Origin of the sequence: Kitasatospora sp. NBC_00240 (genome assembly GCF_026342405.1) — a bacterium.
Classification (GTDB): Bacteria; Actinomycetota; Actinomycetes; order Streptomycetales; family Streptomycetaceae; genus Kitasatospora.
In genome coordinates this window covers 78,456-103,447 of sequence record NZ_JAPEMU010000001.1, presented here as the reverse complement: position 1 = coordinate 103,447, position 24,992 = coordinate 78,456, and the positions used below count along the sequence as shown (strand labels likewise).

The window sequence follows — 24,992 nt, the reverse complement described above, 5'->3', positions numbered from 1 at the left end:
CCCTCCTCGGGCTGGGAAGGGGCGGGACTGGACGGGGCGGGACCGGACGGGGCGGGCGCCCCCGGGGGTCAGCGCGGGTGGGCCGGGTGCACCGGGTCCGTCGGGTCGACCGGGCCGTGGGGCGGGATCGGGCCGGGCGACTCGGGCGCGGGCGTCCCGGCACCCGGCGCGCGGGGCTGGGTCGCGGGGATGCGCTGGGTGAAGAAGAGGGCGCCGAGACCGGCGAAGGCGAGGACGGCGAGCGCGGCCCGCAGGCCGTCCAGCCGGGCCTGGGCGTTCGCGTCCAGGGCGGCGGCCGCCACCTCGGGCGAGGCGTTCGCGTCGTCGAGCACCGCCCTGAGCTGGGCGTCGGAGAGGAAGGGCACGCCGGCGGCGAGTTCGGTGCTCGCCCTGGCCTTGACCTCGTCGGGGACGGCCGGGTTCTGGTCGACGCTGGTGAGGAAGGAGGTGGTCAGGGTTGCGATCATGATGGAGCCGGCCAGCGCGGTGCCGATCGAGGCCCCGAGGTTGGTGACCGTGTTCTGGACACCACCCACCTCGGCGCTCTTCTCGTCCGGCACCGCGGACACGGTGACCGAGCCGAGCTGGGAGGCCAGCGCCCCCATCCCCAGCCCGATCAGCAGCAGCGGGACGGTGACGACGGCCGCGTCGGCGTCCGCGTCCAGGGCGGCGAGCAGCACCAGCGCCCCGGCGAGCATGGAGAGGATCCCCAGGCGCACCACCCGGCGGGGCGAGATGTCGGGCAGGAACCTGGGAATGGCGAGCGCGGCGGCCAGCAGCGTGAGGGAGAGCGGCAGGATTCGTACGCCGGTCATCAGCGCGGAGAGGCCCAGCGCGACCGACAGGTAGAGCGGGACGAGGAAGAACACGCCCATCTGGACGAGGTACTGGAAGAAGAACATGGTCAGGCCGCCGGTGAGCTGCCGGTTCCGCAGCAGCGCCGGATCGACCAGCGGCTCGGTGCCCAGGCGGGTCAGGCGGCTCTCCCAGCGGAGGAAGATCCAGGTCAGCAGCAGGCCGGCCAGCATCAGCCACACCGTCGCCGAGAGCCCCAGCCAGGCCGGGGCGCCCGGTTTCGGGAGGAACCAGCCCCAGGTGCCGGAGCGCAGGACGCCGAAGACGAAGAGGCCGATGCCGAGCGCGGAGAGGACGGCGCCGACCGCGTCCAGGCGCGGGCGGTGGTCCGGCGGCGCGTCGGCCATCCGCCGGGCCAGGAGCAGGATGCCGAGCACCACCACGACCTCGCCGGCGAACACCCAGCGCCAGGAGAAGTAGGTCGTCGCGATGCCGCCGATCAGCGGCCCGAGGGCGATGGCGATCGCTCCGGCGGCCGTCACCAGGCCGTACGCGGCGGGCCGGCGCTCCACGGTGAAGTTCCCGGCGACCAGGGCCACGATGGCCGGCAGGATCAGTGCCGCCCCGATCCCCTCCAGGAGCGACCAGCCGAGCAGCAGGACGGGCAGGTTCGGCGCCAGCGAGGTGGTGGCGGAGCCGGCCCCGTAGATCACGCAGCCGATCGTGAAGGCCCGCTTGCGGCCGATGATCGCGCCGACCTTGCCGCCGGAGATCATCAGCATCGCCATCACCAGCGTGTACGCGGTGATGGCCCCCTGAAGGCCGCTCACCGTGGTGCCGATGTCCTCGGCCACGGTCGCGATCGACACGTTCATCACGGAGCTGTCGAGGGCCATCAGGAACTGACCGGCCGCCAGGGTCGCCAGGACGATGGTGGCACCGGCCTTACCGGCGGTTTCTCTTCCGGCGCTCATAGGCGAAGCCTGCCACGTGGCCGGTCGGCCGGTCGTAGGCGTTCCGGTCGATTCAGCCGAATGGCGGCGGGGGCCGGCCGGCCGGACGGTCCCGGGTAGGTGAGGCGGGGCGGGCGGGCCCGGGCCGGCTCTGCCTCTTCGGAGTGTGCCGCCTTCGGTGCGCCGCTCCCGTCCCGTCGCCGGCGGCCGGCCCGCGAGCTCACGTCGGCCCGCGGCGGACGACCGTCGGCGTGGGCCGTTGTCAGTGCTGGGTCCTAGCCTGGCCGTGGCCACGTTCCGGATGTGAGGGAGACCCCATGACCACACTGACCGACCGACCCGACACCGCGCTGCTCGTGATCGACGTGCAGAACGGCGTGGTGGGGGACGCGTACGACCGCGACAAGGTCGTCGCCAACATCGCCACCCTGGTCGACCGGGCGCGGGCCGCCGGCGTCGAGGTCGTCTGGGTGCAGCACAGCAGTGCCGAGCTGCCCCGGGAGAGCGACCGCTGGCAGTACGTGCCCGAGCTGGTGCGGCGCGACCGCGAGCCGCTGGTGCACAAGACCTACGCCGACTCCTTCGAGGCGACGGACCTGGAGCCGGTGCTGGCCGAGCGCGGCATCGGCCGGCTGATCGTCGCGGGCGCGCAGACCGACGAGTGCATCCGCTCGACCCTGCACGGCGCGATCGTCCGCGGATACGACGCCCTGCTGGTGGCCGACGCCCATACGACGGAGGACCTCTCCTCGTTCGGTGCCCCGCCGCCCGAGCAGGTGATCGCCCACACGAACCTGTACTGGACGTACCAGACGGCCCCCGGCCGGACGGCGGGGACGGTGGCCACGGCCGACCTGGACTTCGCGCAGGCGCCGCCTGCCTGAGCCCCTCACGGACGGTTCGGGCCGGACAGCCTTCGGGCAGCTCGGGGTCGCCCGACAGCCCGGGCTGCCCGGCGGTGACTGTCCGGTATGTGCACGTACGGGCCGTGTGGTGCAGTGCCTCGGCCGCGCGGGAGGCGCTCGCGGGCAAGCCGGCCGGCCAGACCGGTCGTGAGCAGCGCCACGGGTGAGGAGCGGCACGTTCGCTCCCGCCGGCCCGGTCGCGCCCGTACCGTCGACGACGACCGGAACAGGACGACCGGAACAGGACGACCGGAACAGGACGACCGGAACAGGACGACCGGAACAGGACGACCGGAACAGGACGACCGGAACAGGACGACCGGAACAGGACGACCGGAACAGGACGACCGGAACAGGACGACCGGAGCGACGGTGGTGGCAGGCGGCCAGGACGCGGCGGCGCAGATGGAGATCTGCGCCGCCTGCCTCGTGGTGCGCGAACGGACCCCGCACGGCGGCTGCGCCTGGCCCTGCCCGGGCCGTCCCGGCCCGGCGGCCGGCCGGATCGACGACCTGCTGCGGGTTCCGCCCGCCGAGCTGGAACTCCCCGGTGGCCAGGCCTGCCGGCCCCCTGACACTCCTGGCCCGGCTGCGCGGGCTCTGATGCTCGCGGCCCTGAGGCCGGCGGCTCCGACCGCCCTGGCGTGGGGGCCCCGAGCCGGGACGCTCCTGGGGCGATCAGGTCGGGGCAGATCGGGTCGGGCTGGGCGCGGGGCAGGATCGCGGCGGCGTTCCCGCTACGGCGGCGCCGGCCGGCGTCGGACGGGCCGGCGGCGCACGACGGGCCGGCGTAGCCGGACTCGGGCCGCTGTCGTCCCGAGTCGTGGCGGTACGGATGTCTGGCTGCGGTGCGGTCCGGGCGGGGTCTCAGGCCGCTGCCGCGGTCGCCCGCAGGGCGTTCGTGACGCACGCGACGAACCGGGTCAGGGTCTCGGGGTGTCCGGCGGTCCGGGCGGGGTTCAGCTCGCCGATCGACAGCACCCGGGCGCGCGGGTCGTGGCAGGCGGTGTCCAGCACCCCGGCGACGGCCTCCAGCGACGGGCCGCTGTTGCGGCCGTCGGTGCTTTCCGCGAGCGGCGCGTCGGTGAAGTCGAGCACGTCCACGTCGATGTGCACCGCCAGCGCGCCGGGCGGGAGAGCATCGAGGGCCCGGGCCACCGTGGTGTCCGGTGCGGCGGCGAGGTCCGTGTGGGGCGCCCACCGCAGGGGGAGCAGCTGGGCCTGCTCCCGCTCCCACGGGGTGGCGGCCGCCGGGTCCATGCCGAGCAGGTACAGCTGCCCGGGGGTGAGCAGGGGGCGGCGGTGGAAGGCTGCGGCCAGCGGCTCCGCCGCTCCCGGCAGGTCGAGTCCGTGGGCCAGGCCCATCCAGTCCAGCGCGCCGTCGATGCTGCTCACCGGGGTGTTGAGGTCGAAGTGCCGGTCGACGTAGAGCAGGCCCGCGTCCGGGTCGTGCCGGATCAGGGCATCCATCACGCCCAGGGCGATGGTGCAGTTGCCGCCGATCAGCAGGACGTCGGCGTCCTGGTCCATCGCCGCTGCCACCTGGTCGGCCACCGTCCGTACGGCCCGGACCGCCGCGGCGAGGTTCTGCGCCCGTGGGTGCTGCCGGTCCGGTGCCCAGATCTGGAGCGGCCCGTCGCCGGCGTCCCTGACCTGACGGCCCGCCGCCCGGAGGCGGTCGATCAGGCCGAGTTCGCGCAAGACTCGTGGTGCGGCTTCCTGACCGGGTGCGTAGCTGCCCGCACTGGTCGGCGCGCCCACCACGACAAGATCCCGTGGCATACCCTCATCATCGCCGTCGGCCCGGGCGGGCGCGAGCGGGTGGTCATGGACAGGTGCGGGCGGCCGGGGCGCGGGCGGGAGCGAACCGGCCCCTGCCCGCGCCCCGCCGCCCGGCTCCGGCTCAGGTCAGTTCCAGCACCAGCTTGCCGACGTTCTCGCTGCGGAAGAGCATCTGCAGGGTCGCGGGGAAGTCGTCCAGCGAGCCGCTGACCACGTGCTCCTTGACCTTGATCCGGCCGGTGGCGATCCAGCCGGCGAGTTCGCGGGCGGCGGCGCCGAAGCGGGGCGCGTAGTCGAACACCACGAAGCCCTCCATCCGGGCGCGGCGCACCAGCAGGGTGAGGTAGTTCGACGGGCCCTGGACCTGCGTCTCGTTGTTGTACTGGCTGATCGCGCCGCAGATCACCACACGTGCGTGCAGCGCCAGGCGGGTCAGCACCGCGTCCAGGATGTCGCCGCCGACGTTGTCGAAGTAGACGTCCACGCCGTCCGGCGCGAGCTCGCGCAGCGCCTTCCTGACGTCGTCCGCGCGGTAGTCGATCGCCGCGTCGAAGCCGAGCTCCCCGGTCAGCATGGCGCACTTGTCGGGGCCGCCGGCGATGCCGATCACCCGGCAGCCCTTCACCTTGGCGATCTGGCCGACCATGGTGCCGACGGCGCCCGCGGCGCCGGAGACCACGACCGTCTCACCCTCCTTGAGGGCTCCGACGTCGAGCAGCCCGAAGTAGGCCGTCATGCCGGGCATGCCGAGCGCGCCGAGGTAGGTGGACAGCGGGGCGAGCGCCGGGTCGACCTTCAGTACGCCCTTGCCGTCGGAGACCACGTACTCCTGGACGCCGAAGGTGCCGACCACGTGGTCGCCGGGCCGGAAGCCGGGGTGGTCGGACTCGGTGACCTCGATCACCGACCCGGCGCGCATCACCTCGCCGATGCCGACCGGCGGCAGGTAGGACGGGCGGTCGTCGAGCCAGCCGCGCATGGCCGGGTCCAGGGAGATGAAGCGCGTCCGTCCGGCGAACCGGCCCTCCCCGGGTGCCTCCGCGGGCTCGGTGACGTGCTCCCAGTCCTCGGGCTTCACCTCGCCGACCGGTCGCGCGGCAAGGCGGATCTGGCGGTTCGTTCCGGACATGACGTCTCCTGTCGTTCGCGGTGGGCCGGCCGAGGCGCCGGTCACCCGGCCCGCCCGGCCGTCCCGGGCCGGGCAGGCCGCAGGTCGGGCGGGTGGCCCGTGGGGTTGCGGGAGTAGTCTAAGCAAGCGCTTAGTCACCTGGCTAGGCACGTCGGCGTACATCCCCCGCCGTACGTCGCCGCAGGTCGGGATCCAGCAGGGGTGTCGGACACGCGGGCGGGGCGGGTCGTGCCAGGGCGAACCCGATCAGCGAGGACCCGTAACTGCGGGTGCCCCGCGCTCCGGCGCCGGTCCCGGTCCCGTCGTCGCTGTCGCTGTCGCTGTCGCTGTCGCTGCCAGGCGCCGGGGAGCGGCGGGGTGGCCGTGCCGTCGGCCGGGGCCCCGCCCCACCGGGACCGGGGTCGGCCACCCCGTGGTCACGACGTCGCACCGGCGTGCGGGGCCGCCACCCAGTCGCCGCCCCGGTCGGACAGGGTGCCGGGCCCGCCGTCCAGGACGACCCGGAGGCCTTCCTGGAGGACCTGGACGGACCCGGCGCGCAGGCCCAGCGGGTAGGGGCGGTCGGCCGCTCCGCCCAGCCTGCCGTCCTGGCCCAGGCTGTCCGGCGGGACGGCGCGGCCGAGGACGGTCAGGCTCGACACCGTCAGGGACACCCGGCCGTCGGCGATCACCGGCCGCAGGGTCAGCCGGCCGAAGCCGCCCCGGCCCAGCGCCACCTCGACCGTCCCCGCCGCCGGGTCGGTGCGGACCTGGCCGACCGGCATCGAGCCGGCGGCGCCGCGGACCGCCGCGTCGAGGGACCGGACGGGGACGGTGACCTCGGCGTGGGTGGCGGCCACGGAGGTGCCGGGGCCGAGGCGGACGTCGTCCAAATGGGCGCGGACGGTGGCCTGCGGGAGCGGTCCCAGCCGGGCGTCCTCGCTGCTGATGTCCAGCCGGGGAATCCGTCGGAGGGCCAAGTCCCAGAGGGCCGAGTCCCAGAGCGCCGAGTCACCGCCCGTGCGGGCCGTCAGGGTGTCCCCGAGGGCGGGCGCCGCCCGGGCGATCCTGCTCCGGATCAGCTGACGGGCCGTGAACTCGCCCGCCCCCGCGCCCGCCGCCAGCACCAGGGCCAGCCCGGCCGCCAGGAGGCGGGCGCGGCGCCCGCGCTGGGCCGGCCGGACCCGGGTCGCCCGGGGGCGTGCGGGCCCGGACCGGAAGGGCCGCCGCCTCACCGCAGCTCACCCCGGGCGCTCGGGACGGTCGGGTCGGCCGGGCCCTCGGGGTCGAAGTGCGGCAGCAGCCGGTCCAGCCCGCCGGGCAGCCACCAGTTGGCCCGCCGGAAGAGGTACATGCTCGCGGGCACCAGCAGCAGGCGGACCACGGTCGCGTCGATGATCACGCTGACCCCGAGGCCGAGCGCGAGCATCTTGACCACGACACTGGTGGAGAGCAGGAAGGCCAGGAAGACACTGGTCATGATCACCGCGGCACAGGTGATCACCCGGGCCGTGGCGGCCAGGCCGGTGGCGACCGCCAGGTGGTTGTCCCCGGTGCGCAGCCAGGTCTCGCGGATCCGGGAGAGCAGGAAGACCTCGTAGTCCATCGAGAGCCCGAAGACGATCGCGAACATCATCATCGGCACGTAGGACTCCACGGGCACCTCGCCCGTCACGCCCAGCAGCGAGGACCCCCAGCCCCACTGGAAGACCGCGACCACCACGCCGTACGCGGCGGCGATCGAGAACAGGTTGAGCAGGGCGGCCTTGACCGCGATCAGCACACTGCGGAAGACGGTGAGCAGCAGCAGGAACGCGGCCGCGACGACCACGCCGATCACCAGCGGCAGCCGCGCCACCAGGGTGTCGGTGAAGGTCAGCCCGGTGGCGGTGCCGCCGGTGACGTAGCCGACGGCGCCCGTCCCGGCGAGCGCGTGCGGCAGGCCGGTGTCCCGCAGCGTGTGGAACAGCTCGGCCGTGCCGCGCTCCTGCGGGCCCGCCTGCGGGGTGACCGTGGTGATCAGCAGGACGTCGTCGGGGCCCGTCGCCGGCGGTGACACGGCGGCGACGCCGGGCAGGGCCGCCAGCTCCTGCCGCAGCGAAGCGGCGAGCGCCTCGCGCCGGGCCCGGTCGGCGACCAGTGCGCTGTCCAACTGGACGACGACCGTGAGCGGCCCGTTCGCGCCCGGGCCGAAGTTCTCGCCGATGAGGTCGTAGGCACGCCGGTCGGTCCTGCTGGTGGGCTGAGAGCCGGCGTCGACATGGCTGAGCCGCATGGAGGCGGCGGGGACGGCCAGCACGCCGACCACCAGCAGACCGCCGACCAGGAACAGCCACGGCCGGCGGCCCAGGGTGCCGGCCCAGCGGTGCCAGACGTCCGAGTCGCCGACCGGTTCGGCGATCGGGGTGCGGACCCGGAGGCGGTCGATCCGGCCGCCCAGCAGGCCGAGCAGGGCGGGGGTGAGCGTCAGCGAGGCCGCCGCGCCGACCAGGACGGTCAGTCCGGCCGCCGCGCCGAGGGTGCCGATGAACGAGACCCCGCCGGCGTACAGCCCGGCCAGCGCCATCGCGACGGTGGCGGCCGCGACCAGCACGGCCCGCCCGCTGGTGGCGACCGTGCGTCCGACCGCCTCGGCGGGCTCCGGGACGTCCCGCAGCAGTGCCCGGTAGCGGGTGGTCAGGAACAGCGCGTAGTCGATGCCGACACCCAGGCCCATCATCGCGGCGAGGGTGGGGGCGGACTGGGCGAAGTCGACCCGGGCGGCGAGCAGGCCGAGCGCGCCCAGCCCGGCGGCCAGGCCGACCACCGCCGTCAGCAGCGGCAGTCCGGTCGCCGCGACGCTGCCGAAACCGACCAGCAGCACCAGGACGGCGACCGCGAGGCCGATCGCCTCGGACGCCCGGTCGGCGGCCTTGGGCGCGGCCAACTGCCCGAGCGGCGCGCCGTACTCGACGGTGAGGTGGTCGGCGAGCAGCGGCCGGACGGCGCTGTCGAGCCGGGCCAGGTAGGTGTCGCCGAAGCCGGCCGGGTTGGCGGTGAAGTGGACGGTGACGATGCCCGCGGAGCCGTTCGCGGAGAGCGCGCCGGGGGTGGTGAGCGGGTCGGACACCGAGAGGACGTCCGGCAGCCGGCCGAGGTCGCCGACGGCCGCCTCGATCGCGGCCCGGTGGCCGGACAGCGCCCCCGAGCCTGCACCGATCACGATCGGCGCGCTCACACCCGCCGCACCGCTGCTGTGCGCCCGCAGCAGGTCGGCGCCGGTCTGGGCGCCGGTGCCGGGCAGCGAGAAGCTGTCCGCGTAGTCGCCGCCCCAGGCGTGGTCGGCCACCGCGAGCCCGGCCAGCAGCACGGCCCAGACGGCCAGGACCCGCCAGGCGTGCCGGGCGCACCAGCGCCCGGTCCGGTGCAGCAGGCCGGGCCGCCGGGGCGGGTGGGAGCCGGGAGGCTTCGAGCGGGGCGTCGCGTCGGCGCCGGCCTCGGGCGGTTCGGGGTCGGTCGGTGCGGCGCCGGTGGATGCTGTCTGCATGGGCGGCACTCTGCCGCACCGGTGTACGGGCACCGTGGGCGCACTGTTCGGGGAATGTAAGGGCAGCCGGGGCCCCGGTACCGGTGCCGGCCCGCGTGGTTAGCATCGGTGGCGTCCCCGCACGTGAGCGCCCCTCACGTCCCCGCAGGTGAGAGTGGCAGCCGTGACGCAATCGACGGGCCTCGTGACGCGGTCCCAGGGCCTGGTGCTGGTCGTCGAGGACGAGCGGCACATCGCCGACGTGCAGCGGCTCTACCTGGCCCGGGAGGGCTTCGGCGTGCACGTGGAGAGCGACGGGGCGGCCGGCCTGGCGGCGGCCCGCCGGATGCACCCGGTCGCCATCGTGCTGGACGTCGGCCTGCCGGGCCTGGACGGCATCACCTTCTGCCGGACCCTGCGGGACGCGGGGGACTGGACGCCGGTGCTGCTGGTGACCGCGCGCGGCGAGGAGGCCGACCGGATCCTCGGCCTGGAGCTGGGCGCCGACGACTACCTGACCAAACCGTTCTCGCCCCGCGAGCTGGTCGCCCGGGTCAAAACCGTCCTGCGCCGGGCCGCCGGACCGCCGCAGGCACCGGCGGGCCGTGTCGGCCCGCTCACCGTCGACCCGGTCAGCCGTACCGTGCGCCGCGACGGCCGGCCGGTGGAGCTGACCACCACCGAGTTCAATTTGATCGAGCACCTGGTGCGGCACCCGGGGCAGGTGTTCACCCGGGAGCAGCTGCTGGCCCGGGTCTGGGGCTACCCGGGGTACCGCGACACCCGGATGGTCGACGTCTTCGTCTCGCAGCTGCGCGCCAAACTCGGTGACGCCAGCCCGATCCGCACCGTGCGCGGCGTCGGCTACAGCGCGACGGAGCCGGCCTGATGAGCCCCGGGCGGTCCCGGCGCGGCTCCCTCACCCGCAACATCGTCGGGCTGACCACCGCCGTGGCGGCCCTCGCGGTGCTGCTGACCGGCCTGGTGACCTGGCAGACCGCCGCGCGCGGCGCCGAGCAGCGCGAGCGCGACCAGCTGACGCGGCAGGCGACGGTGCTCAGCCGGGTACCCGACCTCTCGCCGCTGCTCTTCAACGGCGCCCAGGTCCTCGGCGGCCCGAACGGCGAGGAGTTCGCCGTGATCGCCCCCGACGGGCGGGTGGCCGGTGTCGCCACCCCGGCGCTGGACACGGCGTCCAAGGCCGCCCTGCTGGCCGGTCGGCCGGTCTCCACCACCGGTGTGCTGGCCGGTCAGGAGGTGCTGCTGGTCGGTCGGCCCAGCGCGCGGGGCGGCGCCGTCGTACTCACCGAGCCGTACGCGATCGTCGAGCGCAACACCGGCCGGATCCGCCGCAGCACCGTCCGGCCGCTGGTGGCCGGCATGCTCGGCGCCGCGCTGGCCGGCGCCCTGCTGGCCCGGCGGCTCGCCCGCCCGCTGGTGGCGGCCGCGGCTGCCGCGCACCGGCTCGCCGCAGGTGAACGCGGGGTGCGCGCCACCGTCGACGGGCCGCGTGAGGCGGCCGAGATGATCCGCGCGCTCAACGTGCTGGACGCCGCGCTGGCCCGCAGCGAGAACCGGCAGCGGGAGTTCCTGCTGTCCGTCTCGCACGAGCTGCGCACCCCGCTGACCGCGCTGCAGGGCTACGCCGAGGCCCTCGCCGACGGCCTGATCGAGCCGGATCGGCTCCCCGAGGTGGGCCAGATCCTGGCCGGCGAGACCTCGCGGCTGGACCGCTTCCTCGGCGACCTGCTGGACCTCGCCCGGTTGGAGGCCGACGACTTCCGCCTCGACACCGGCCGGACGGACCTCTCCGCGCTGGTGGCCGAGGCCGCCGCGTTCTGGGCCGGTCCCGGGGGCGGCCACGGTCTCCGCCTGCGGGTCGAACCGGCTGCGGGCCCCGGGCCGACCGGGCCGCCGGTGGTGGTCGACACCGACGCCTTCCGGGTCCGGCAGCTGATCGACGGTCTGGTGCGCAACGCCCTGCGGGTCACCCCGGCCGGCGGCGACCTGGTGCTCGCCGTCCGGCCGGCGGCGGGCGGCGGCGCGCGCCTGGAGGTCCGGGACAGCGGGCCGGGCCTCACCGAGGACGACGTCCGGGTCGCCTTCGACGGCGGGGCGCTGTACGAGCGCTACCGGGCCACCCGTCCGGTGGGGAGCGGCCTGGGCCTGGCCATCGCGCACCGGCTGAGCGGTCTGCTCGGCGGCACCATCGGCGTCGAGGGCCACGGACCGGAGGGCGGCGCGGCGTTCACGGTCACGCTGCCACCGACGGCCGGCTGAGCGGGCCGCGCCGAACGAACCTGGTAGCGGGCTTGGCGGGGCGCCGCGCCCGGACGGCCTTGCCGACGCGTGAAGTCGCCTGCCGGTCAAGAGGATTGACGGCGTGCCATCAAAGTGGTTCAGTGGCTCAGCCACTGGACCACTGAAGGGACAGGCCTGATGAAGAAGACGCCCCGGCGCGGCACGGCGTTCGAGGAACGGATGGTGGGAACGGCACGCCTCACCGGCGAGGCCGGAGCACGCCCGATCCGGCTCGACCTTTCCGCCAGGGCCGACCGGGTACTCCGGCCGCACCGCACCACCGGGGCGCGCCTCACCGGCCGGGTCCGGATCGCGGGACTCGCCGACGACCCGGCAGCGAGCGGGGAGCTGGAGATCTCACCGCTCGCCCGGCGCCGGATCCGCTACCGGCTGGACTTCACCGCCGCCGGCCGCCGGCTCACCCTGCACGGCTGGAAGTCGCTCACCGCGCGCCGGCCGCTCGCCTCGCTCACCGTGCTGCCCTTCACCCTCCTGGAGGACGGCGCCGAAGTCGGCCGCGGCACCCTGCGGTTCCCGGTCGCCACCGCCCTGCTGCCGTTCCTGACCGGCTGGCGATTCCCGCGCCCACGACAGCCGGACGCCGACCTCCTGCCCCACCCGGACGCCACACCCGGCCGGACGGAGGTCTGGTACACCACCCTCACCGACCCGGCCACCGGCACCGGCCTGTGGCTGCACCACGAACTGACCACCCCCACCGACGGCCGGCCCGCCCACGCCCACGGCTGGATCGCGCTGTTCCCCCCGGACGGCCCCGCCGGACACGCCCGCTACGGGCCGCAGCCCCCGCCCGCCCGGGACACCCCGCCCGAGTGGCTGCGCGGCGAGGCCGGCGCGTACCGCTGGGACCTCACCGAACGGCCGACCGGGCCGCCGCTGCACACCTTCCCCCGGTGGGCCTGGCGCCGGCCGGTGCTGCCCGCCGCGCACATGCTGCCGGCCGCCACCGCCCGGTACACCGGCACCGTCCACCACCCCGGCGGGACGCTCGTACTGGACGGTGCCCCGGGCGCCACCGCCCGCATCCGCGGGCACGGCAGCGCCCGGCGCTGGGCCTGGTTGCACGCCGACCTCGGCGGCGGCGACGTGCTGGAGGTGGTCGCCGCCGTCGCCCACCGGCCAGGGCTGCGGCACCTGCCGCCGCTGGTCCTGCTCCGGCTGCGCCGCCACGGCCGGGTCTGGCCCCGCAGCGCGGTCCGGTCCGCCCTCGGCGGGTTCCGGGCCCGGATCGGCCTGACCGACTGGAGCGTCACCGGTCGCGCCGCGCTGCGCCGGATCACCGTGACGGTACGCCAGCCACCCGAACGCACCCTGACCCTGGACTACACCGACCCCGACGGCAGCCGCGCGGTCTGCCGCAACAGCGAGGCGGCCGACGCCGAGATCACCGTGGAGCGCTGGTGGGGCCGCTGGCGCCCGCACGCCCGCTGGCAGCTGACGGGCACCGCGCACGCCGAGGTGGGCCACCGATGAGCCGTGAACACCCCGACCGCCGGGCCCGGACCCGGAGCCGGAGCAGCCGCGGCCTGGTCGCCGCCCTGCTCGCCGACGACGGCCGCGAGAACCGGCTCGCCGGTACCGCCGACCGCCTGGACGACCTGCTCGCCGCCATGCCGCGCCCGGCCCGGGCCGGCTACCGGGCCGCGACCGCCGCCGTCGACGGGTACGCGCTGCTACGCACCGGCTCCCGGCTGGACGAGCTGCCGCCGCCGGACCGCGAGGCCCTGCTCGCCGCGCTCGCCCGCCGCCCCGCCCTGCTGCCCCTGCTCGACGTGCTCAAGGTGCCCGTGCTGCTCGCCGCCGGGACGCAGCGACTGCTGCACCGACACCCCCTCGCGGCGCCCGTGCCCGCCGCCCCCGAGGACCCGCCACTGGACTGCGTTCCCGCCGCCGAATGGCCGGACCGCGCGACCGCCGACGCCGTGGTGGTCGGCTCGGGAGCCGGCGGCGCCGTCGCCGCCCGCACCCTGGCCCGGGCCGGCCTGCGGGTGGTCGTCCTGGAGGAGGGCCGGCACCACACCACCGCCGAGTTCGGCCGCCGCGCCCCGCTCGACCGCTTCGCCGAGCTCTACCGGGACGCCGGCGCCACCGTGATGGCGGGCGACCCACCCGTCCTGCTGCCCACCGGCCGCGCCGTCGGCGGCACCACCGTGGTCAACTCCGGTACCTGCTACCGCACCCCCGGCCCGGTACTGGACCGCTGGCGCTCCGTCCACGGCCTCGACCTCGCCGACCGGGCCGCCTTCGGCGCCGGACTGGACGAGATCGAGCGGACCCTGCGGGTCGCCACCCAGCCCCTCGACGTGCTCGGCCGCAACGGCCTGCTCACCCTGGCCGGCGCCGCGGAACTGGGCTGGCGGGCCGGCCCGTTGCGGCGCAACGCGCCCGGCTGCCGGGGCTCCTGCCAGTGCGTGGTCGGCTGCCCGGCCGGGGCCAAGCAGAGCGTGCAGCTCTCCGTGCTGCTCGCCGCCTGCGCCGCGGGGGCCCGGATCGTCACCTCGGCCCGGGTCCGGCGGATCCTGGTGGACCGTGACCGCCCGGGCGGCCCGCGCGCCGCCGGGGTCGCCGTGCGGCGGCCGGACGGCACCGAACTGGAGATCCTCGCGCCGCTGGTGGTGCTGGCCGCCGGGGCGCTCGAAAGCCCGCCGCTGCTGCGCCGCTCGGGCCTGGGCGGCCACCCGAGGACGGGTCGCAACCTCGCCGTGCACCCGGCCACCAGCGTGGCCGGCCGGTTCGCCGAGCCGGTCGCGGCGGGACCGGCGGTGCTGCAGAGCGCCGGGGTCGAGGAGTTGCACGAGCAGGGCATCCTGATCGAGGCGACCGCGCCGCCGCCGGGTATGGGGTCCTTCGTGCTGCCCGGCCTCGGGCGGGAGCTGCGGGCCGAGCTGGAGGGCGCCGACCGGCTGGCCACCCTGGGCGCGATGATCGCGGACCGCCCGGGCGGCCGGGTGCACGGCAGCCGCCGGGCGCTGCTGAGCTACCGGCTCGACCCGGCCGACGGGCGCTCGCTGCTGCGCGCGGTGGGCGCGATGGGCGAACTGCTCCTCGCGGCCGGCGCGCAGGAGGTGCTGACCGGGCTGCCGCACGCTCCCCGGGTGCGCTCGCCGGCCGAACTGGCCGCCGTACTGGACCGCAGCCGGGCCCGCGACCTGCACCTGTCGGCCTTCCATCCCTCCGGCACGGTCGCCCTCGGCGCGGACCCCGCCGTCGCCCCGGCGGATCGGCGGGGTTGGCTCCGCGGGGTCCGCGGGGTGCTGGTGGCGGACGCCTCGGGGTTGCCCGACTGCCCCGGCGTCAATCCGCAACTCACGGTCATGGCTCTGTCGTCGGCCGTCTCCCGAGCGGCTGTTGAGAGCCGCTGACGCTGGGTATCGATGTTCTGTCATGTACGCACCGGATAGGATGCGGCCGCACCGCACCCGGTGCCGTCCGCCCTCCCCGACCCGTCAGGAGTGCACCCCCATGTCCCGCTCCCGCACCCGCCGCGGCGCCCTCGCCGCCGTCGCCGCCGTCGCCTTACTGACCATCACCGCCGGCCCGGCGACAGCCTCGCCGGCCCCCGCCGCGCCGCCCGCGAAGGGCGCCGAGGTCACCCGGATCGAGGAGCAGGTCGCCCGCGACCTCGCCCGCTCGCTCACCGACGCCGGCTGGCGCGCCCGCCTGCTGGCCGGTACCGGCACCGGCACCGCGCAACTCGCCCCGCTGGCCTCGGGTTCCTCCGCGGCCGCCGCTCGCGGCCTCGCCGCCGGCGTCGCGGACGCCGACCGGCGGATCGCCGCCGCGAAGGGCCTCGGCAACGAGCTCGGCCCGCTGCTGCAGGTGCAGTTGGCCGACCCTTCGATGCGCGCCGCGCTCGACGCCGGCGTCGCCCCGCTGGTGGCGGCGGCCACCGCCGACGACCACGCCCGGACCATCACGGCCTACGACACGGCCGGCCGCCCACACCTCCTGGAGACCAAGGAGATACCGAACCGACCGGTCTACCTGGTCGACCTCGACTCCGCCCGGACCACGGCCGCCGGCCTGCGGGTGCTCGGCGCCGAACTCGCCCGCCAGGGCCTCTCCCTGCCGGCCGCCCGGCCCGCCGCCCCGGCCGCTGCCGCCGCCGGCTGGTGGGCCACCAAGATCGACGCCGTCGAGGTCAAGGACGACGAGGAACCCTGGTTCAAGGGCGACGCCGAGATGTTCGCGCTGGTCACCGGCTTCGGCCTGGACGGCAAGGTACGGGTCGACTCCGTCGACATGCCCTACCTGAACACGGACGGGACGGTCTACCGCCCCAACCAGATCCTGGTGAACTGGTCGAACTACAAGTACAACCTGGCCGACGTCGTGCTGATGGAGGACGACGGCGACACCAACTACCAGGCCCTCGCCACGGCCATCGCCGCCGTCCTGCTCACCATCGCGGACCAGGGCGCTTACATCCCGCTGGTGAACGCCGTCCTGTCGGCCGTCCCCGCCTCCTGGTGGACCGACGACCCGGACTACGTCGACTCCTGGTACACCCTGGCCCGGACCAGCTCGGGCCGCCTCGACGGGGCCGCGGCCAACGGCTGGCTCAGCGTCTCGCCGTATTTCGTCGAGCAGTTCTGACGGTCGAGCGGTTCTGACGGTCGAGCGGCTCCGACCGTCGGCCGGCGCCGACCCCGGCCCGTCCGGAGCGCCCCTCACCGGGCGCTCCGGACGGCGCCCGGCCGCCCGCCCCGGCGGTGTGCCCGGCCGGTGCTTGACGGCCGGCCCGCCAGCGGCTTGACTCCGGGCACCGGTGGCCGAGCCACCCGGACAGCGCCACGACCGGTGCGACGGCGGGCGCCGGAGCGGCGGCCGCCGCACCCCGCGACCGAGGAGACCGTCCGTGCCCGTGGAGATCATCGCCCGCCAGTCCGTGGTCGACGTCCTGGAGCACCGGCTGCGGGACGACATCCTCGGCGGCACCCACGCCCCCGGCGAACTCCTGCCACCCGAACGGGACCTCGCCGCCGGCTACGGCGTCACCCGGACCACCCTCAAACACGCCCTCTCCCGGCTCGAACAGGCCGGGCTGCTCAGCACCCGGCACGGCATCGGCACCAGGGTCCGGGACTTCCTCCGGCTCGGCGGCGCGGACCTGCTCCCGATGCTCGCCGCCCGCGACCGCGGCTGGCTCACCGAGATCTTCGAAGTACGCCGCCACATCGGCACCCTGATCGCCCGCCGGGCGGCCGAGCGCCGCACCGACCGGCAGGCCCGGCGCCTGCGGGACCTGCTCGACGAGGTCGCCGCGGCGGCCGACGGCGACGCCGCCCAGCTCGCCGAGGCAGAGGTCCACCGCGAACTCGCCCGCGCCACCGGCAACCGGGTCTACCTGCTGCTCACCAACACCCTGTTCAACGCCTACCTCCCGGTCCGGGCCGCCCTGCGGGCCCCCTTCGAGGATCCGGCCGCGGCCGCCGCCCGGCTCGCCCCGGTGGTCGCGGCGGTCGCCGACGGCCGGGCCGCCCGGGCCGGGACGGCCGCCGAGGCGTACCTGGCCGAGACCGAACGGCTGATGCTCGGCGCCCTCCAGGCCGGCCGCGACGACTGACCGGGGTGCCGGGCCCGGTGGGTCGGCCCGCCGGGCCCGGGTCCGCGCAGGTCGGTGCTGATCCACGGCCGTGCCGTCGGTCTACAATGATGTAGACGTATGGATCTGACAGCGGCCCGGCGACGAGAGGCCCTCCGCGGATGCCCCAGCCCAGCGGCCCGCCCCCGGCCTCGCCCCCGCCCCCGACCTCGCCCCCGGCCTCGCCGCGCGCCGCCGTGCTCACCGCCGGCATCGCGCTGACCGCCTTCGGCGTACTGGCCCTCCTGCTCGCCCTGCACGGCTGGGGGCCCTTCCCGGCCGAGTCGTGGCTGCACGACTGGGCCGTGACGCACCGTCCCGGGTGGGCCGTGCGCGTCGCGGGCGCCGTGACCGACCTGGGGACCGGCCTCCCCCCGTACGCCGCCGCGGTAGCCGCGGGAGTCCTGCTGGCACGGGGCGTCGAACCGGTGCGGCGGCGGATCTGGTGGATCTGCGGTCCGGCGCTGGTGCTGGCCGTGGGGCAACTGCTCCGCAGGGGTCTGATGCTGCTCTTCGCGCGGCCGCGGCCGCCGGCCGCCGACTGGGTCGTCGCCTCGCCGAGCGGCTACGCCTTCCCCTCCGGTCACGCCTTCACCGGCGCACTCGCGGCCGGCCTGCTGGCCTGGGCCGTCCTTCGCACGGTCCGGCGCCGCCTGGCCGTCCCGCTGGCGCTGCTGCTCGGAGTGGTGGCGGCGGCCGTCGGCCTCAGCCGGGTCTACCTCGGTGTGCACTGGCCGTTGGACGTGCTGGGGGGCTGGCTGCTCGCGGTGGGCTGGTTCGCGCTCTGCCTCGCGGTGATCCTGCCGACCCTCCGCCGGACGCAGCGGGCGACCGAAGCGCCGACCGGGCCCGCGGACCAGGGCGACCGGGGGAGCATCTGAGCGGCCGGACCGCACCACCGGAGCCCCCGTGCGCCGGGCCGTGGCCCTGCTGTCGCGCCGGTGCGGACGGTTACGCTCCGAAGATGGAGAGGGTGGAGTTCGTCCCCGAGAAGGTGGCTTGGGTCCTGGTGCGTGAGGGTCGGGTACTGGTTGCGCGCACCCGCGGGGTGGAGGTCTTCTACTTCCCCGGTGGGAAGCGGGAGCCGGGCGAGTCCGATGCCGAGACCCTGGCACGCGAGATCGACGAGGAACTCCGGTCCCGCGTCGACACGGCGACGATGGTGCATGTCGGCACCTTCGAGACGCGGAGGGATTCGGACGGACGCACCGAGTTCCGGATGATCTGCTACACCGCCGATGTCGCCGGTCCGCTGGTCCCCTCCGGCGAGATCGCGGAGCTGGCCTGGTTCGGCTACGGCGATCGTGCGCGGGTCTCGGCGGTGGACCGGATGGTGTTCGACCTGCTCCAGGCGTCCGGCCGGCTGTCCTGAGTCCGATTCCGGCGGGGGTTTGCCGCGTTGGGCCGACAGGGATCACGGTGGGGCGCCGGGTTCGCCGGGTTCGCCGGGTTCGCCGGGTTCGCCGGGTTCGCCGGGCCGATCGGCCCGGGGGAGTGGAACGTCGACCCGTTCGAGCTCGCCGAGCCGCTGCGGATCGGGGGGCAGAGCGGTGGGGCGGACGGCCGTCGCCGCGGTGACGGCGTATCGGATCTCATACCGCTGCTCCCGGCACTCCGTCCTTGTGGCGCCTCCGCAGTCTCGCCGGTCGGGCGCCGGGCCCGTGGGTCTGTGACGGGGCGGTTGTGTCGGTTCGGGGTGGAGTTGCCGTGCTGTTCACTCTGTACGGCAAATTCTTGGCAAAGTTCGGCAAGGGTCTCCCGGGTTGCCCGGGGGCCTCGGGCCAGGCTACCGGCGGGTTCGAGGGGCTCCGGACGGGTGTTCGGGCGGTTCGGGGCCGGTTTGATCTGCGCGCGTAGAGGTGGTCTCCTAGGTGCCCTCGGCGCAGGGAAGGGGCTGGTGATGCGTCTTCTGAGCACGCTGCCCATACCCACGCTGACGGATGGTCAGGTCTCCATCCGGCGGCCGGAGGCGGACGACGCCGGCACGGTGCTGGCCGGGTCCCGGGATCCGCTGGTCCGTGAGTTCATGCAGGGAGTGATCCCCCATCGGGACGTGGCGGCGGCGAGCCGCTGGCTGGCCGAGGTGCCCGGCGCTCTCTGGGCGCGGGACCGGGCGGCGTACTTCTCGGTGGTGGTCGGGGACGGGCCTTCGGTGGGCTGGGCCGAACTGGTCGACCTGCGACCCGCGGAGGGCGCGGCCGAGGCCTCGATCTGGCTGCTGCCGGAGGCGCGCAGCCTCAAGGTGGCCACCTCCGCCCTGCGACTGATCTGCAGGTTCGGCTTCGAGGAGCTTGACCTGTGCCGCATTGACGCGTACGCCGCAAGGGATAACATGCCCGTTCAGGTGGTCGGCGCGTACATCGGGTTCCGGCGCGCGGGCTACCGTCCGGGACTGTTCCGCAGCTCGCGGACGCACACGCTGCACGACGCCGTGCATGCCACCCTGCAGCCAGAGGATCTGTGCTGAGACAGGGGTTTGAACGAGTACGGGGGTGCTCTGTGAGGACGAAGCGACGGCTCTGCCGTCCAGGAGGAGAACTTGATGTCGGGGGGAACCGGGCTTCCGGTCTTTGCGGCCGGAACTGACGTACCGTCGGTACACGGCCTGTCGTACGTCCACGGGAGCGCGCAGCTCCCTTCGGGCAGGGTCGCGCTGACGGTGGCGGCGGACGGACTGCTCCGGGTGGAGGCCCTCGTCGGCGCCACCCGGTCGGTGCGTACCGGCCGCCTCGATCTGGCCGTCCTGAACCGCGTCCTGGGAGCACTGCGTTCGGGCCCGCCCGGCGCCGTACCCGGCCAGGACGGCACGGCCGACGGCACCACCGCGGCGGGCACCGGCCGCCGGCTGACCGTCGTGGGCCTGCTGCCGGACGGCGACGCGAGCTGGGACGACGCCACCGCCGCCCCCGTCCCCGGAGTGGGGCGGGCCCTGGAGGCGCTGGCCGCGCAGGTGCTGGACCCGGCCGCGGCCGGCCGGCTGCCCGGGGTCCTGCTCGCGCTCGACGAGATCGACCCGGCCGACGCCGGATCCACCGCCCGGCCCGCCGCTGCGATCGGCACCGTCGGCGGACGCTCCGCCTACGCCCTGGCCGAACCCGAGCAGGGCTTCGGACTGGTGGCCCTGGACGGCGCCGACCCGCTTGGCGGTTCCGGCGTCGAGGCGGGCGTGCTGCCCACCGCCCTGGCCCTCGGCACGGCCGGCGGCCGCGAACTGTTCGCCGTCGGCGGCGCGGACGGCGCCGTCCAGGTCTGGGACGCCGTCAGCGGAGCACTGCTGCACGGCACCGCCGGCGGCGAAGGGGCCCAGGCGGTGACCGCCGGACTCGTCCAGGGGGTGCCGCTGGTCTTCTCGGCCGGCCGCCAGGGCGAGGTGCAGGCCTGGCACGCCGAGGACGGCCGTGCCCTCGGGCTGCTGCCGGTCGCCGGCCAGGGCGCGGCGGTCCTCTGCCACGCCCGCTGCGCCGGCCTCGACCTGGTCGCCGCCGCCGGCGACGACGCCCTGGTCCGGGTCTGGGACGCCGCCACCGGCGAGCAGCTCCACCTGCTGGTGGGCCACAGCGACCGCGTCACGGCGCTCGCCGTCCTCAGCCTCGGCGACCAGGCCCTGCTGGCCTCGGCCGGGCAGGACGGCAGCGTCCGGCTCTGGGACCTCGCCACCGGGCAGCCGCTGGCCCAGCTCATCGGGCACTCCGGCACGGTCACCGCCCTCGCCTTCCTGCGCACCGGCGGTGACCCCCTGCTCGCCTCCTGCGCCCTCGACGGCACCGTGCGGACCTGGGACGTCTACACCGCCCGCGCCCTCGACGGCCGGCCCGTGGCCCGCGGCTGGCTCACCGCCCTGGCCGCCGTCCCGCACGACGGACGCGACCTGCTGGTCACCGGCGACGAGAGCGGGCAACTCACCTTCTGGGACCCGATGACCTGGACGGCCGTCGGTGACTGCGCGCCCGGCGCCGGCCAGGACTTCCCGGTCAACGCCCTGGCCGTCGGCGAACTGGACGGGCGGCCGGTGCTGGCCGCCGGCCACGGCGACGGCACCGTGCGCCTGTGGGACGCGGCGGCCCGCACCGAACTGCACACCGCCGCCCCGGACGGCGGACCGGTCACCTCGGTGGCGCTCTGCCCGGCCGGCGAACGTCTGCTCGTCGTCTGCGGCACCGCCACCGGTGCGGTCCGCTGCCTGGACCCCCGCAGCGGAGCACCGCTGTCCGTCCCGACCTCGCACACCGGGCCGGTCTCGGCCCTCGCGGTCGGAACCCCGGACGAGGACGGCCGGGTGCTGTTGGCCTCGGCCGGCGCCGACGGCACCGTCCGGGTGCGGGAGGCGCTCGGCGGCGCTCCGCTGCTGCGCCTGACGGCCGACCCGGCGGGGGTGACGGCGCTGGCCGTGGGCTCGGTGGCGGGGCGTCCGACGCTCGCCACCGGCGGCCCCGACGGCACGGTCCGGCTCTGGGACGCCGCGGACGGCGCCCCCGGCCCCGTGCCGGTCGGCGCGCTCCGCGGCCCGGTCACCGCGCTCTCCTTCGGCCTGCTGGACACCCGCGAGGTGCTGGTCGGCGGTGGCGCGGACGGGGCCCTGCGGATCTGGGACGCCCGCAACGGCAGCCCGGCGGGGGAGTTCTCCGGCGGCGGGTCGCCGGTGCGCAGCCTGGTCCTCCAGGACCTGGGCGGTGAGGTTCTGCTGGCCGCCGGCGACCAGGGGGCGACCCTGCGGCTCTGGCACGCGGGGAGCGGAACGCTGTTGAACGAGGCCGAGCTGGACCGGCTGCCGCTGGCGGTCGCCTTCGGCGAGGCCGGCCTGCACGTGGTCGGCCCGGGCGGGGCGATCACGCTCTGACCGGCGCGGCAGGCGCATTCGGATCGTGACGAAGACCGCCTCCGGCCCGCAGTGGGCCGGAGGCGGAAGGGGACGGGCGCCAAGAACGGCGCCCGGGAAAGTGGGGTGGGCGGCCATGAGCGGTTCGTCGTTCCAGATCGACCTCGACGAGGTCGAGGCTGCGGCCAAGAAGATCCGGACCATGCTCGACGACCTGGAGGCCCCGGCCGCCCGGCTGGAGGCCGTGATCAAGCAGATCCAGCCGACGGTCTACGGGACCGACAACGTCGGCAAGTCGCTGACCGGCGGGACGTCCTCGGTCGGCGGACTCTCCGAGCACCAGCAGCAGGTCTTCGCGGGGGTCCGCCGCTACCTGCAGAACTCGGCGCAGCTGGCGTCCAACCTGGAGCTGATGTGTCAGCGCTACCGGGCGACCGACGAGGCCCGCGCGGTCGACCTGCGGGCCCTGGACGGGGGCCGGGGCGAGACCGCCCCCGTCCCGGCGAGCCTGCCCACGGTGCAGGAGCCGCCGATCCCGCAGAAGGACCCGGTCACGCTGCACGTCCCGCACGGCCAGGCGGACATCTACCACGACCCGACGGCCCCCGAACTCGACTACAACGAGCGCGACACCGACACCGAGCCGATCCCTCGCCCGGCTCCCGGGGGCGCGCACAACCAGCTCATCTGAGCGGCGGCGGCCCGCCCGCGCGGTCCGTACGTCACCCGGTCCGAACGTCACCCGGGCGCCGCAGCACATCCGCCCCGCCGTACGGGTGACACGGCGTCGGGCACCGGGGCTCCCGGCCCCGGCCGGTCCGTCACCCCCTCCCCTCATCCGTCCCAGGCCAGCCGGCCAGCCGAAGAGAGCGACTCGTCATGATCGAGCTGCCGTCCGACCTCGCCGAGGTGCTGAAGGTCGTCCAGAGCAACGAGCACGGCTCCGCCATCGTGTTCCCCAACGCCAACGAGGAGTTGCTGGCCGAGCTGGCGGCCGCCTGGGAGGCCTGGAACACCGCCGCCGAGCCCGCCGTCCGCACCATCGTGGCCAGCGCCAACCGGGCGATGGCCAACATGTCCGGCAGCGCCGCCGACAGCTTCGAGTCCTACCTGCGCAAGTACGCCGGCACCGACCAGTCGCACGCCGTCACCACCCTGGACGCCGGGGTCGCGATGGCCCAGTCGCTGCGCGGCGCCGAGCAGGCGGTCACCCAGACCAAGGGTGAGATGGTTCGCGAACTCCGGTACGCGAAGGACTACATGGACCAGAACCCGGCCGGCAAGCACGACGACATCGCCCAGTCCGAGGGCATCAAAACGGCCGCGGACACCTACAACCGCTACGTCGGCCAGGTCGGGACCAGCGTCGACTCGATGCTCCGGGAGAGCGCCGGCCACATCGAGCGGATGACCGGTGCCGGCCAGGTCGCCACCCTCGGCGGCCACGGCGAAGGAGCGACGTCCCCGACCCGGGTCACCCCGAGCGGTGCCGCGTTCGACCCCACCACCCTCCAGCGCCCGGACGGCGTGGACCTGGCCTCCTACCCCGGGGCCGTCCCGCCCGGCGGCCCGGCGGCCGAGTTCTCCCCCTTCAGCGCCACGGACGGGGTGCCCGGCGGGATGCCGGGCACGCTCCCGGACGGGATGGGGGGCGTCGGCGGGTCGGGCGGCAGCTCCTACCGGCCCCAACTGGCCTCCTTCAAGCCCTTCGAGCCGCCGACCCCCGGCAGCCTGGGCGGCGGGGCGAGTGGCGGGTCGAGCGGCGGCATCGGAATGGGCGGCGCCGACCTGCCCGTCTACCGGCCGAACCCCACGAGCCTCAGCCTGGCGGGCCTGTCCGGGTCGCAGAGCAGCTTCGACCCGACCGGCGGGATCGGCGGGTCACTGAGCCCGTGGAGCGGGACCGGTCGCGGCGGAGCCGGATCGGGACCGGGTCTCGCGGGGGGTTCGTTCGGCGGGGCCTTCGGCGGGGCGTCGCCCTTCGGCGGCCTGGGCCTGCCGGGCGGCCTCGGCGCCGGCGCGGCGCGGCCGTCCGCCGGCGGCAGCCGGTTCACGCCGGGTTCGACCACCGCCGCCTCGGCCGGCCGGGGCGTCACGGGAACGAGCGGGCGGAGCCTCGCCGGCGGCATGCCGGGAGCCGGCGGCACCGGACGCGGTGCGTCCGGGGGATCGGCCGGCGGATTCGGCGGCGGTCGCGGGGTCGGCAGCGGCTCGGTCTCCGGCGCCCGGGCGGGCGGTGCGCGCTCCGGCCTCGGTGTCGCGGGCGGCGGCGAGGGATCCGCGCGCTCCGGCCTCGGCACGGGGACGGGTTCGGGACGCGGCGCCGCGGCCGGGGCCGCCGGCGCCGGTGCGGGGACCGGGCGCGCCGGAGCCTCGGCCGCCGGTGCGGGCGGGGCGCACGCGGGCGGGCACCCGGGCGGCGGCGGTGGTGGTGGCCGCAGGGGCAAGGGCGAGGGCAACCGCTTCGTCCGGCCCAGCCGGTTCGGCGAGGGCGGACCGGAGGACGAGGAGGGGTCGGAGCTCACCGACTCCGGTGTCCACGGCCAGGCCGTCCGGCACGAGCAGGGCGACCGCCGGATGGAGCAGATGCGCCGCCGCTGGCTGGACGCCGCCCGCAGCGACGACCAGGTCGCCCCGCAGAGCACCGGACCGCAGGGCAGCGGCGCGCAGGGCGCGGGCCGGCCCGGCCCGGACGGTGCCGACGGCGCGGACGCTGCGAGCAGTGAGCAGGCACTGCTGACCCAGCTCGCCAGCGCGGTGCTCGGCACCCCGGCACCGGGGGCCGAGGCACCGGAAACCGGCGCTGCGTCCGACGAACCGGCCGCCACACAGCTCGCGTCCGCCACGCCCGCCGCTGCAGCGGCCGCGCCCGCCGCACCGCAGGGCGCGGCGGACACCGCGGCCACCGGCGACGACGCCTACCTCGACCGGGCCCGTGCGGCGGCCGCCCGCCGCGGCCGGCCCGACGAGGCCGCCCCGGCGGGGCGCGGCTCCGAGGCCGGAGCACCGGCGTCCGCCGCCTCCGCCGCCGAAGCCGGCCGGCCCGCACCCCTGCGGGAGGAGGGCGGCTTCCAGGTGCCCAGCCCGTTCCTCCGCGCCGCGCTGTCCCGACTGGCCGCCACCGGCTCGCTGGAGGGCGCCGACGCCGGCCGCCCGGCAGCGGCGGCCGGCCGATGACACCTGCCGACCCGCCGCAGCCCCGTCACCCCGCCGCTCTTCCGA

General features: G+C 76.0%; 18 protein-coding genes. 13 read left to right on the top strand and 5 right to left on the bottom strand.

Going from position 1 to position 24,992, the window contains the following annotated elements:
* Window positions 1-68: 68 nt before the first annotated feature.
* A complete protein-coding gene (locus tag OG689_RS00435) occupies window positions 69-1,769 on the bottom strand; it encodes an MFS transporter (RefSeq protein ID WP_266316551.1) in 1,701 nt (566 codons plus the stop codon).
* Between the two features lie 296 nt (window positions 1,770-2,065).
* Between OG689_RS00435 and OG689_RS00430 the strand changes: the two genes are divergently transcribed.
* Entirely contained in the window at window positions 2,066-2,632 is a 567-nt protein-coding gene (locus tag OG689_RS00430) for a cysteine hydrolase family protein (RefSeq protein WP_266316549.1), read from the top strand.
* A gap of 888 nt (window positions 2,633-3,520) precedes the next feature.
* Here OG689_RS00430 and OG689_RS00425 read toward each other — a convergent pair.
* The 4 genes from OG689_RS00425 to OG689_RS00410 form a co-directional block, all read right to left on the bottom strand.
* A complete protein-coding gene (locus tag OG689_RS00425; protein ID WP_266316547.1) occupies window positions 3,521-4,435 on the bottom strand; it encodes an arginase family protein in 915 nt (304 codons plus the stop codon).
* A 121-nt stretch (window positions 4,436-4,556) separates the two neighbouring features.
* Window positions 4,557-5,564: an NADP-dependent oxidoreductase gene (locus OG689_RS00420; RefSeq protein WP_266316546.1), complete on the bottom strand. Its 1,008-nt coding sequence runs from the start codon at window positions 5,562-5,564 to the stop codon at window positions 4,557-4,559.
* A 416-nt stretch (window positions 5,565-5,980) separates the two neighbouring features.
* On the bottom strand, window positions 5,981-6,778 hold the full coding sequence (locus tag OG689_RS00415; protein WP_266316544.1) for a hypothetical protein: 798 nt from the start codon (window positions 6,776-6,778) through the stop codon (window positions 5,981-5,983).
* On the bottom strand, window positions 6,775-9,069 hold the full coding sequence (locus OG689_RS00410) for an MMPL family transporter (RefSeq protein ID WP_266316542.1): 2,295 nt from the start codon (window positions 9,067-9,069) through the stop codon (window positions 6,775-6,777). The genes OG689_RS00415 and OG689_RS00410 overlap by 4 nt, the downstream gene beginning before the upstream one ends.
* A 163-nt stretch (window positions 9,070-9,232) precedes the next feature.
* Here OG689_RS00410 and OG689_RS00405 point away from each other — a divergent pair, with 163 nt between their 5' ends.
* From OG689_RS00405 to OG689_RS00350, 12 genes are all read left to right on the top strand, one after another.
* Window positions 9,233-9,937, top strand: a complete 705-nt coding sequence (locus OG689_RS00405; RefSeq protein WP_266316540.1) for a response regulator transcription factor — start codon at window positions 9,233-9,235, stop codon at window positions 9,935-9,937.
* A complete protein-coding gene (locus OG689_RS00400) occupies window positions 9,937-11,328 on the top strand; it encodes a HAMP domain-containing sensor histidine kinase (protein ID WP_266316539.1) in 1,392 nt (463 codons plus the stop codon). Before OG689_RS00405 ends, OG689_RS00400 begins: the two co-directional genes overlap by 1 nt.
* Before the next feature lie 159 nt (window positions 11,329-11,487).
* Window positions 11,488-12,843 (top strand): hypothetical protein, encoded by a 1,356-nt coding sequence (locus tag OG689_RS00395; RefSeq protein WP_266316537.1) that lies wholly within the window; start codon window positions 11,488-11,490, stop codon window positions 12,841-12,843.
* A complete protein-coding gene (locus OG689_RS00390) occupies window positions 12,840-14,732 on the top strand; it encodes a GMC family oxidoreductase N-terminal domain-containing protein (RefSeq protein ID WP_266316535.1) in 1,893 nt (630 codons plus the stop codon). The genes OG689_RS00395 and OG689_RS00390 overlap by 4 nt, the downstream gene beginning before the upstream one ends.
* A 100-nt stretch (window positions 14,733-14,832) precedes the next feature.
* Window positions 14,833-15,966, top strand: coding sequence for a DUF3103 family protein (locus OG689_RS00385; RefSeq protein WP_266316533.1), 1,134 nt, complete (start codon window positions 14,833-14,835; stop codon window positions 15,964-15,966).
* A gap of 262 nt (window positions 15,967-16,228) precedes the next feature.
* A complete protein-coding gene (locus OG689_RS00380; RefSeq protein WP_266316532.1) occupies window positions 16,229-16,936 on the top strand; it encodes a GntR family transcriptional regulator in 708 nt (235 codons plus the stop codon).
* 140 nt (window positions 16,937-17,076) lie between these two features.
* Complete coding sequence (locus OG689_RS00375) at window positions 17,077-17,835, top strand: phosphatase PAP2 family protein (RefSeq protein ID WP_266316531.1); 759 nt, start codon at window positions 17,077-17,079, stop codon at window positions 17,833-17,835.
* An 83-nt stretch (window positions 17,836-17,918) separates the two neighbouring features.
* Complete coding sequence (locus OG689_RS00370) at window positions 17,919-18,326, top strand: NUDIX domain-containing protein (RefSeq protein ID WP_266316530.1); 408 nt, start codon at window positions 17,919-17,921, stop codon at window positions 18,324-18,326.
* A gap of 528 nt (window positions 18,327-18,854) precedes the next feature.
* Window positions 18,855-19,421: a GNAT family N-acetyltransferase gene (locus tag OG689_RS00365; protein ID WP_266316529.1), complete on the top strand. Its 567-nt coding sequence runs from the start codon at window positions 18,855-18,857 to the stop codon at window positions 19,419-19,421.
* Between the two features lie 75 nt (window positions 19,422-19,496).
* Window positions 19,497-21,791 (top strand): WD40 repeat domain-containing protein, encoded by a 2,295-nt coding sequence (locus OG689_RS00360; protein WP_266316528.1) that lies wholly within the window; start codon window positions 19,497-19,499, stop codon window positions 21,789-21,791.
* Window positions 21,792-21,906: 115 nt separating this feature from the next.
* On the top strand, window positions 21,907-22,461 hold the full coding sequence (locus OG689_RS00355; RefSeq protein WP_266316527.1) for a hypothetical protein: 555 nt from the start codon (window positions 21,907-21,909) through the stop codon (window positions 22,459-22,461).
* 188 nt (window positions 22,462-22,649) lie between these two features.
* Complete coding sequence (locus OG689_RS00350; RefSeq protein ID WP_266316525.1) at window positions 22,650-24,947, top strand: hypothetical protein; 2,298 nt, start codon at window positions 22,650-22,652, stop codon at window positions 24,945-24,947.
* Window positions 24,948-24,992 lie beyond the last annotated feature (45 nt).

Bases quoted from the DNA above. Each gene is read 5' to 3' on its own strand.
- OG689_RS00435 (WP_266316551.1), bottom strand. From the start codon at position 1,769: ATGAGCGCCGGAAGAGAAACCGCCGGTAAGGCCGGTGCCACCATCGTC.
- OG689_RS00430 (WP_266316549.1), top strand. From the start codon at position 2,066: ATGACCACACTGACCGACCGACCCGACACCGCGCTGCTCGTGATCGAC.
- OG689_RS00425 (WP_266316547.1), bottom strand. From the start codon at position 4,435: ATGCCACGGGATCTTGTCGTGGTGGGCGCGCCGACCAGTGCGGGCAGC.
- OG689_RS00420 (WP_266316546.1), bottom strand. From the start codon at position 5,564: ATGTCCGGAACGAACCGCCAGATCCGCCTTGCCGCGCGACCGGTCGGC.
- OG689_RS00410 (WP_266316542.1), bottom strand. From the start codon at position 9,069: ATGCAGACAGCATCCACCGGCGCCGCACCGACCGACCCCGAACCGCCC.
- OG689_RS00400 (WP_266316539.1), top strand. From the start codon at position 9,937: ATGAGCCCCGGGCGGTCCCGGCGCGGCTCCCTCACCCGCAACATCGTC.
- OG689_RS00395 (WP_266316537.1), top strand. From the start codon at position 11,488: ATGAAGAAGACGCCCCGGCGCGGCACGGCGTTCGAGGAACGGATGGTG.
- OG689_RS00390 (WP_266316535.1), top strand. From the start codon at position 12,840: ATGAGCCGTGAACACCCCGACCGCCGGGCCCGGACCCGGAGCCGGAGC.
- OG689_RS00385 (WP_266316533.1), top strand. From the start codon at position 14,833: ATGTCCCGCTCCCGCACCCGCCGCGGCGCCCTCGCCGCCGTCGCCGCC.
- OG689_RS00375 (WP_266316531.1), top strand. From the start codon at position 17,077: ATGCCCCAGCCCAGCGGCCCGCCCCCGGCCTCGCCCCCGCCCCCGACC.
- OG689_RS00370 (WP_266316530.1), top strand. From the start codon at position 17,919: ATGGAGAGGGTGGAGTTCGTCCCCGAGAAGGTGGCTTGGGTCCTGGTG.
- OG689_RS00365 (WP_266316529.1), top strand. From the start codon at position 18,855: ATGCGTCTTCTGAGCACGCTGCCCATACCCACGCTGACGGATGGTCAG.
- OG689_RS00360 (WP_266316528.1), top strand. From the start codon at position 19,497: ATGTCGGGGGGAACCGGGCTTCCGGTCTTTGCGGCCGGAACTGACGTA.
- OG689_RS00355 (WP_266316527.1), top strand. From the start codon at position 21,907: ATGAGCGGTTCGTCGTTCCAGATCGACCTCGACGAGGTCGAGGCTGCG.
- OG689_RS00350 (WP_266316525.1), top strand. From the start codon at position 22,650: ATGATCGAGCTGCCGTCCGACCTCGCCGAGGTGCTGAAGGTCGTCCAG.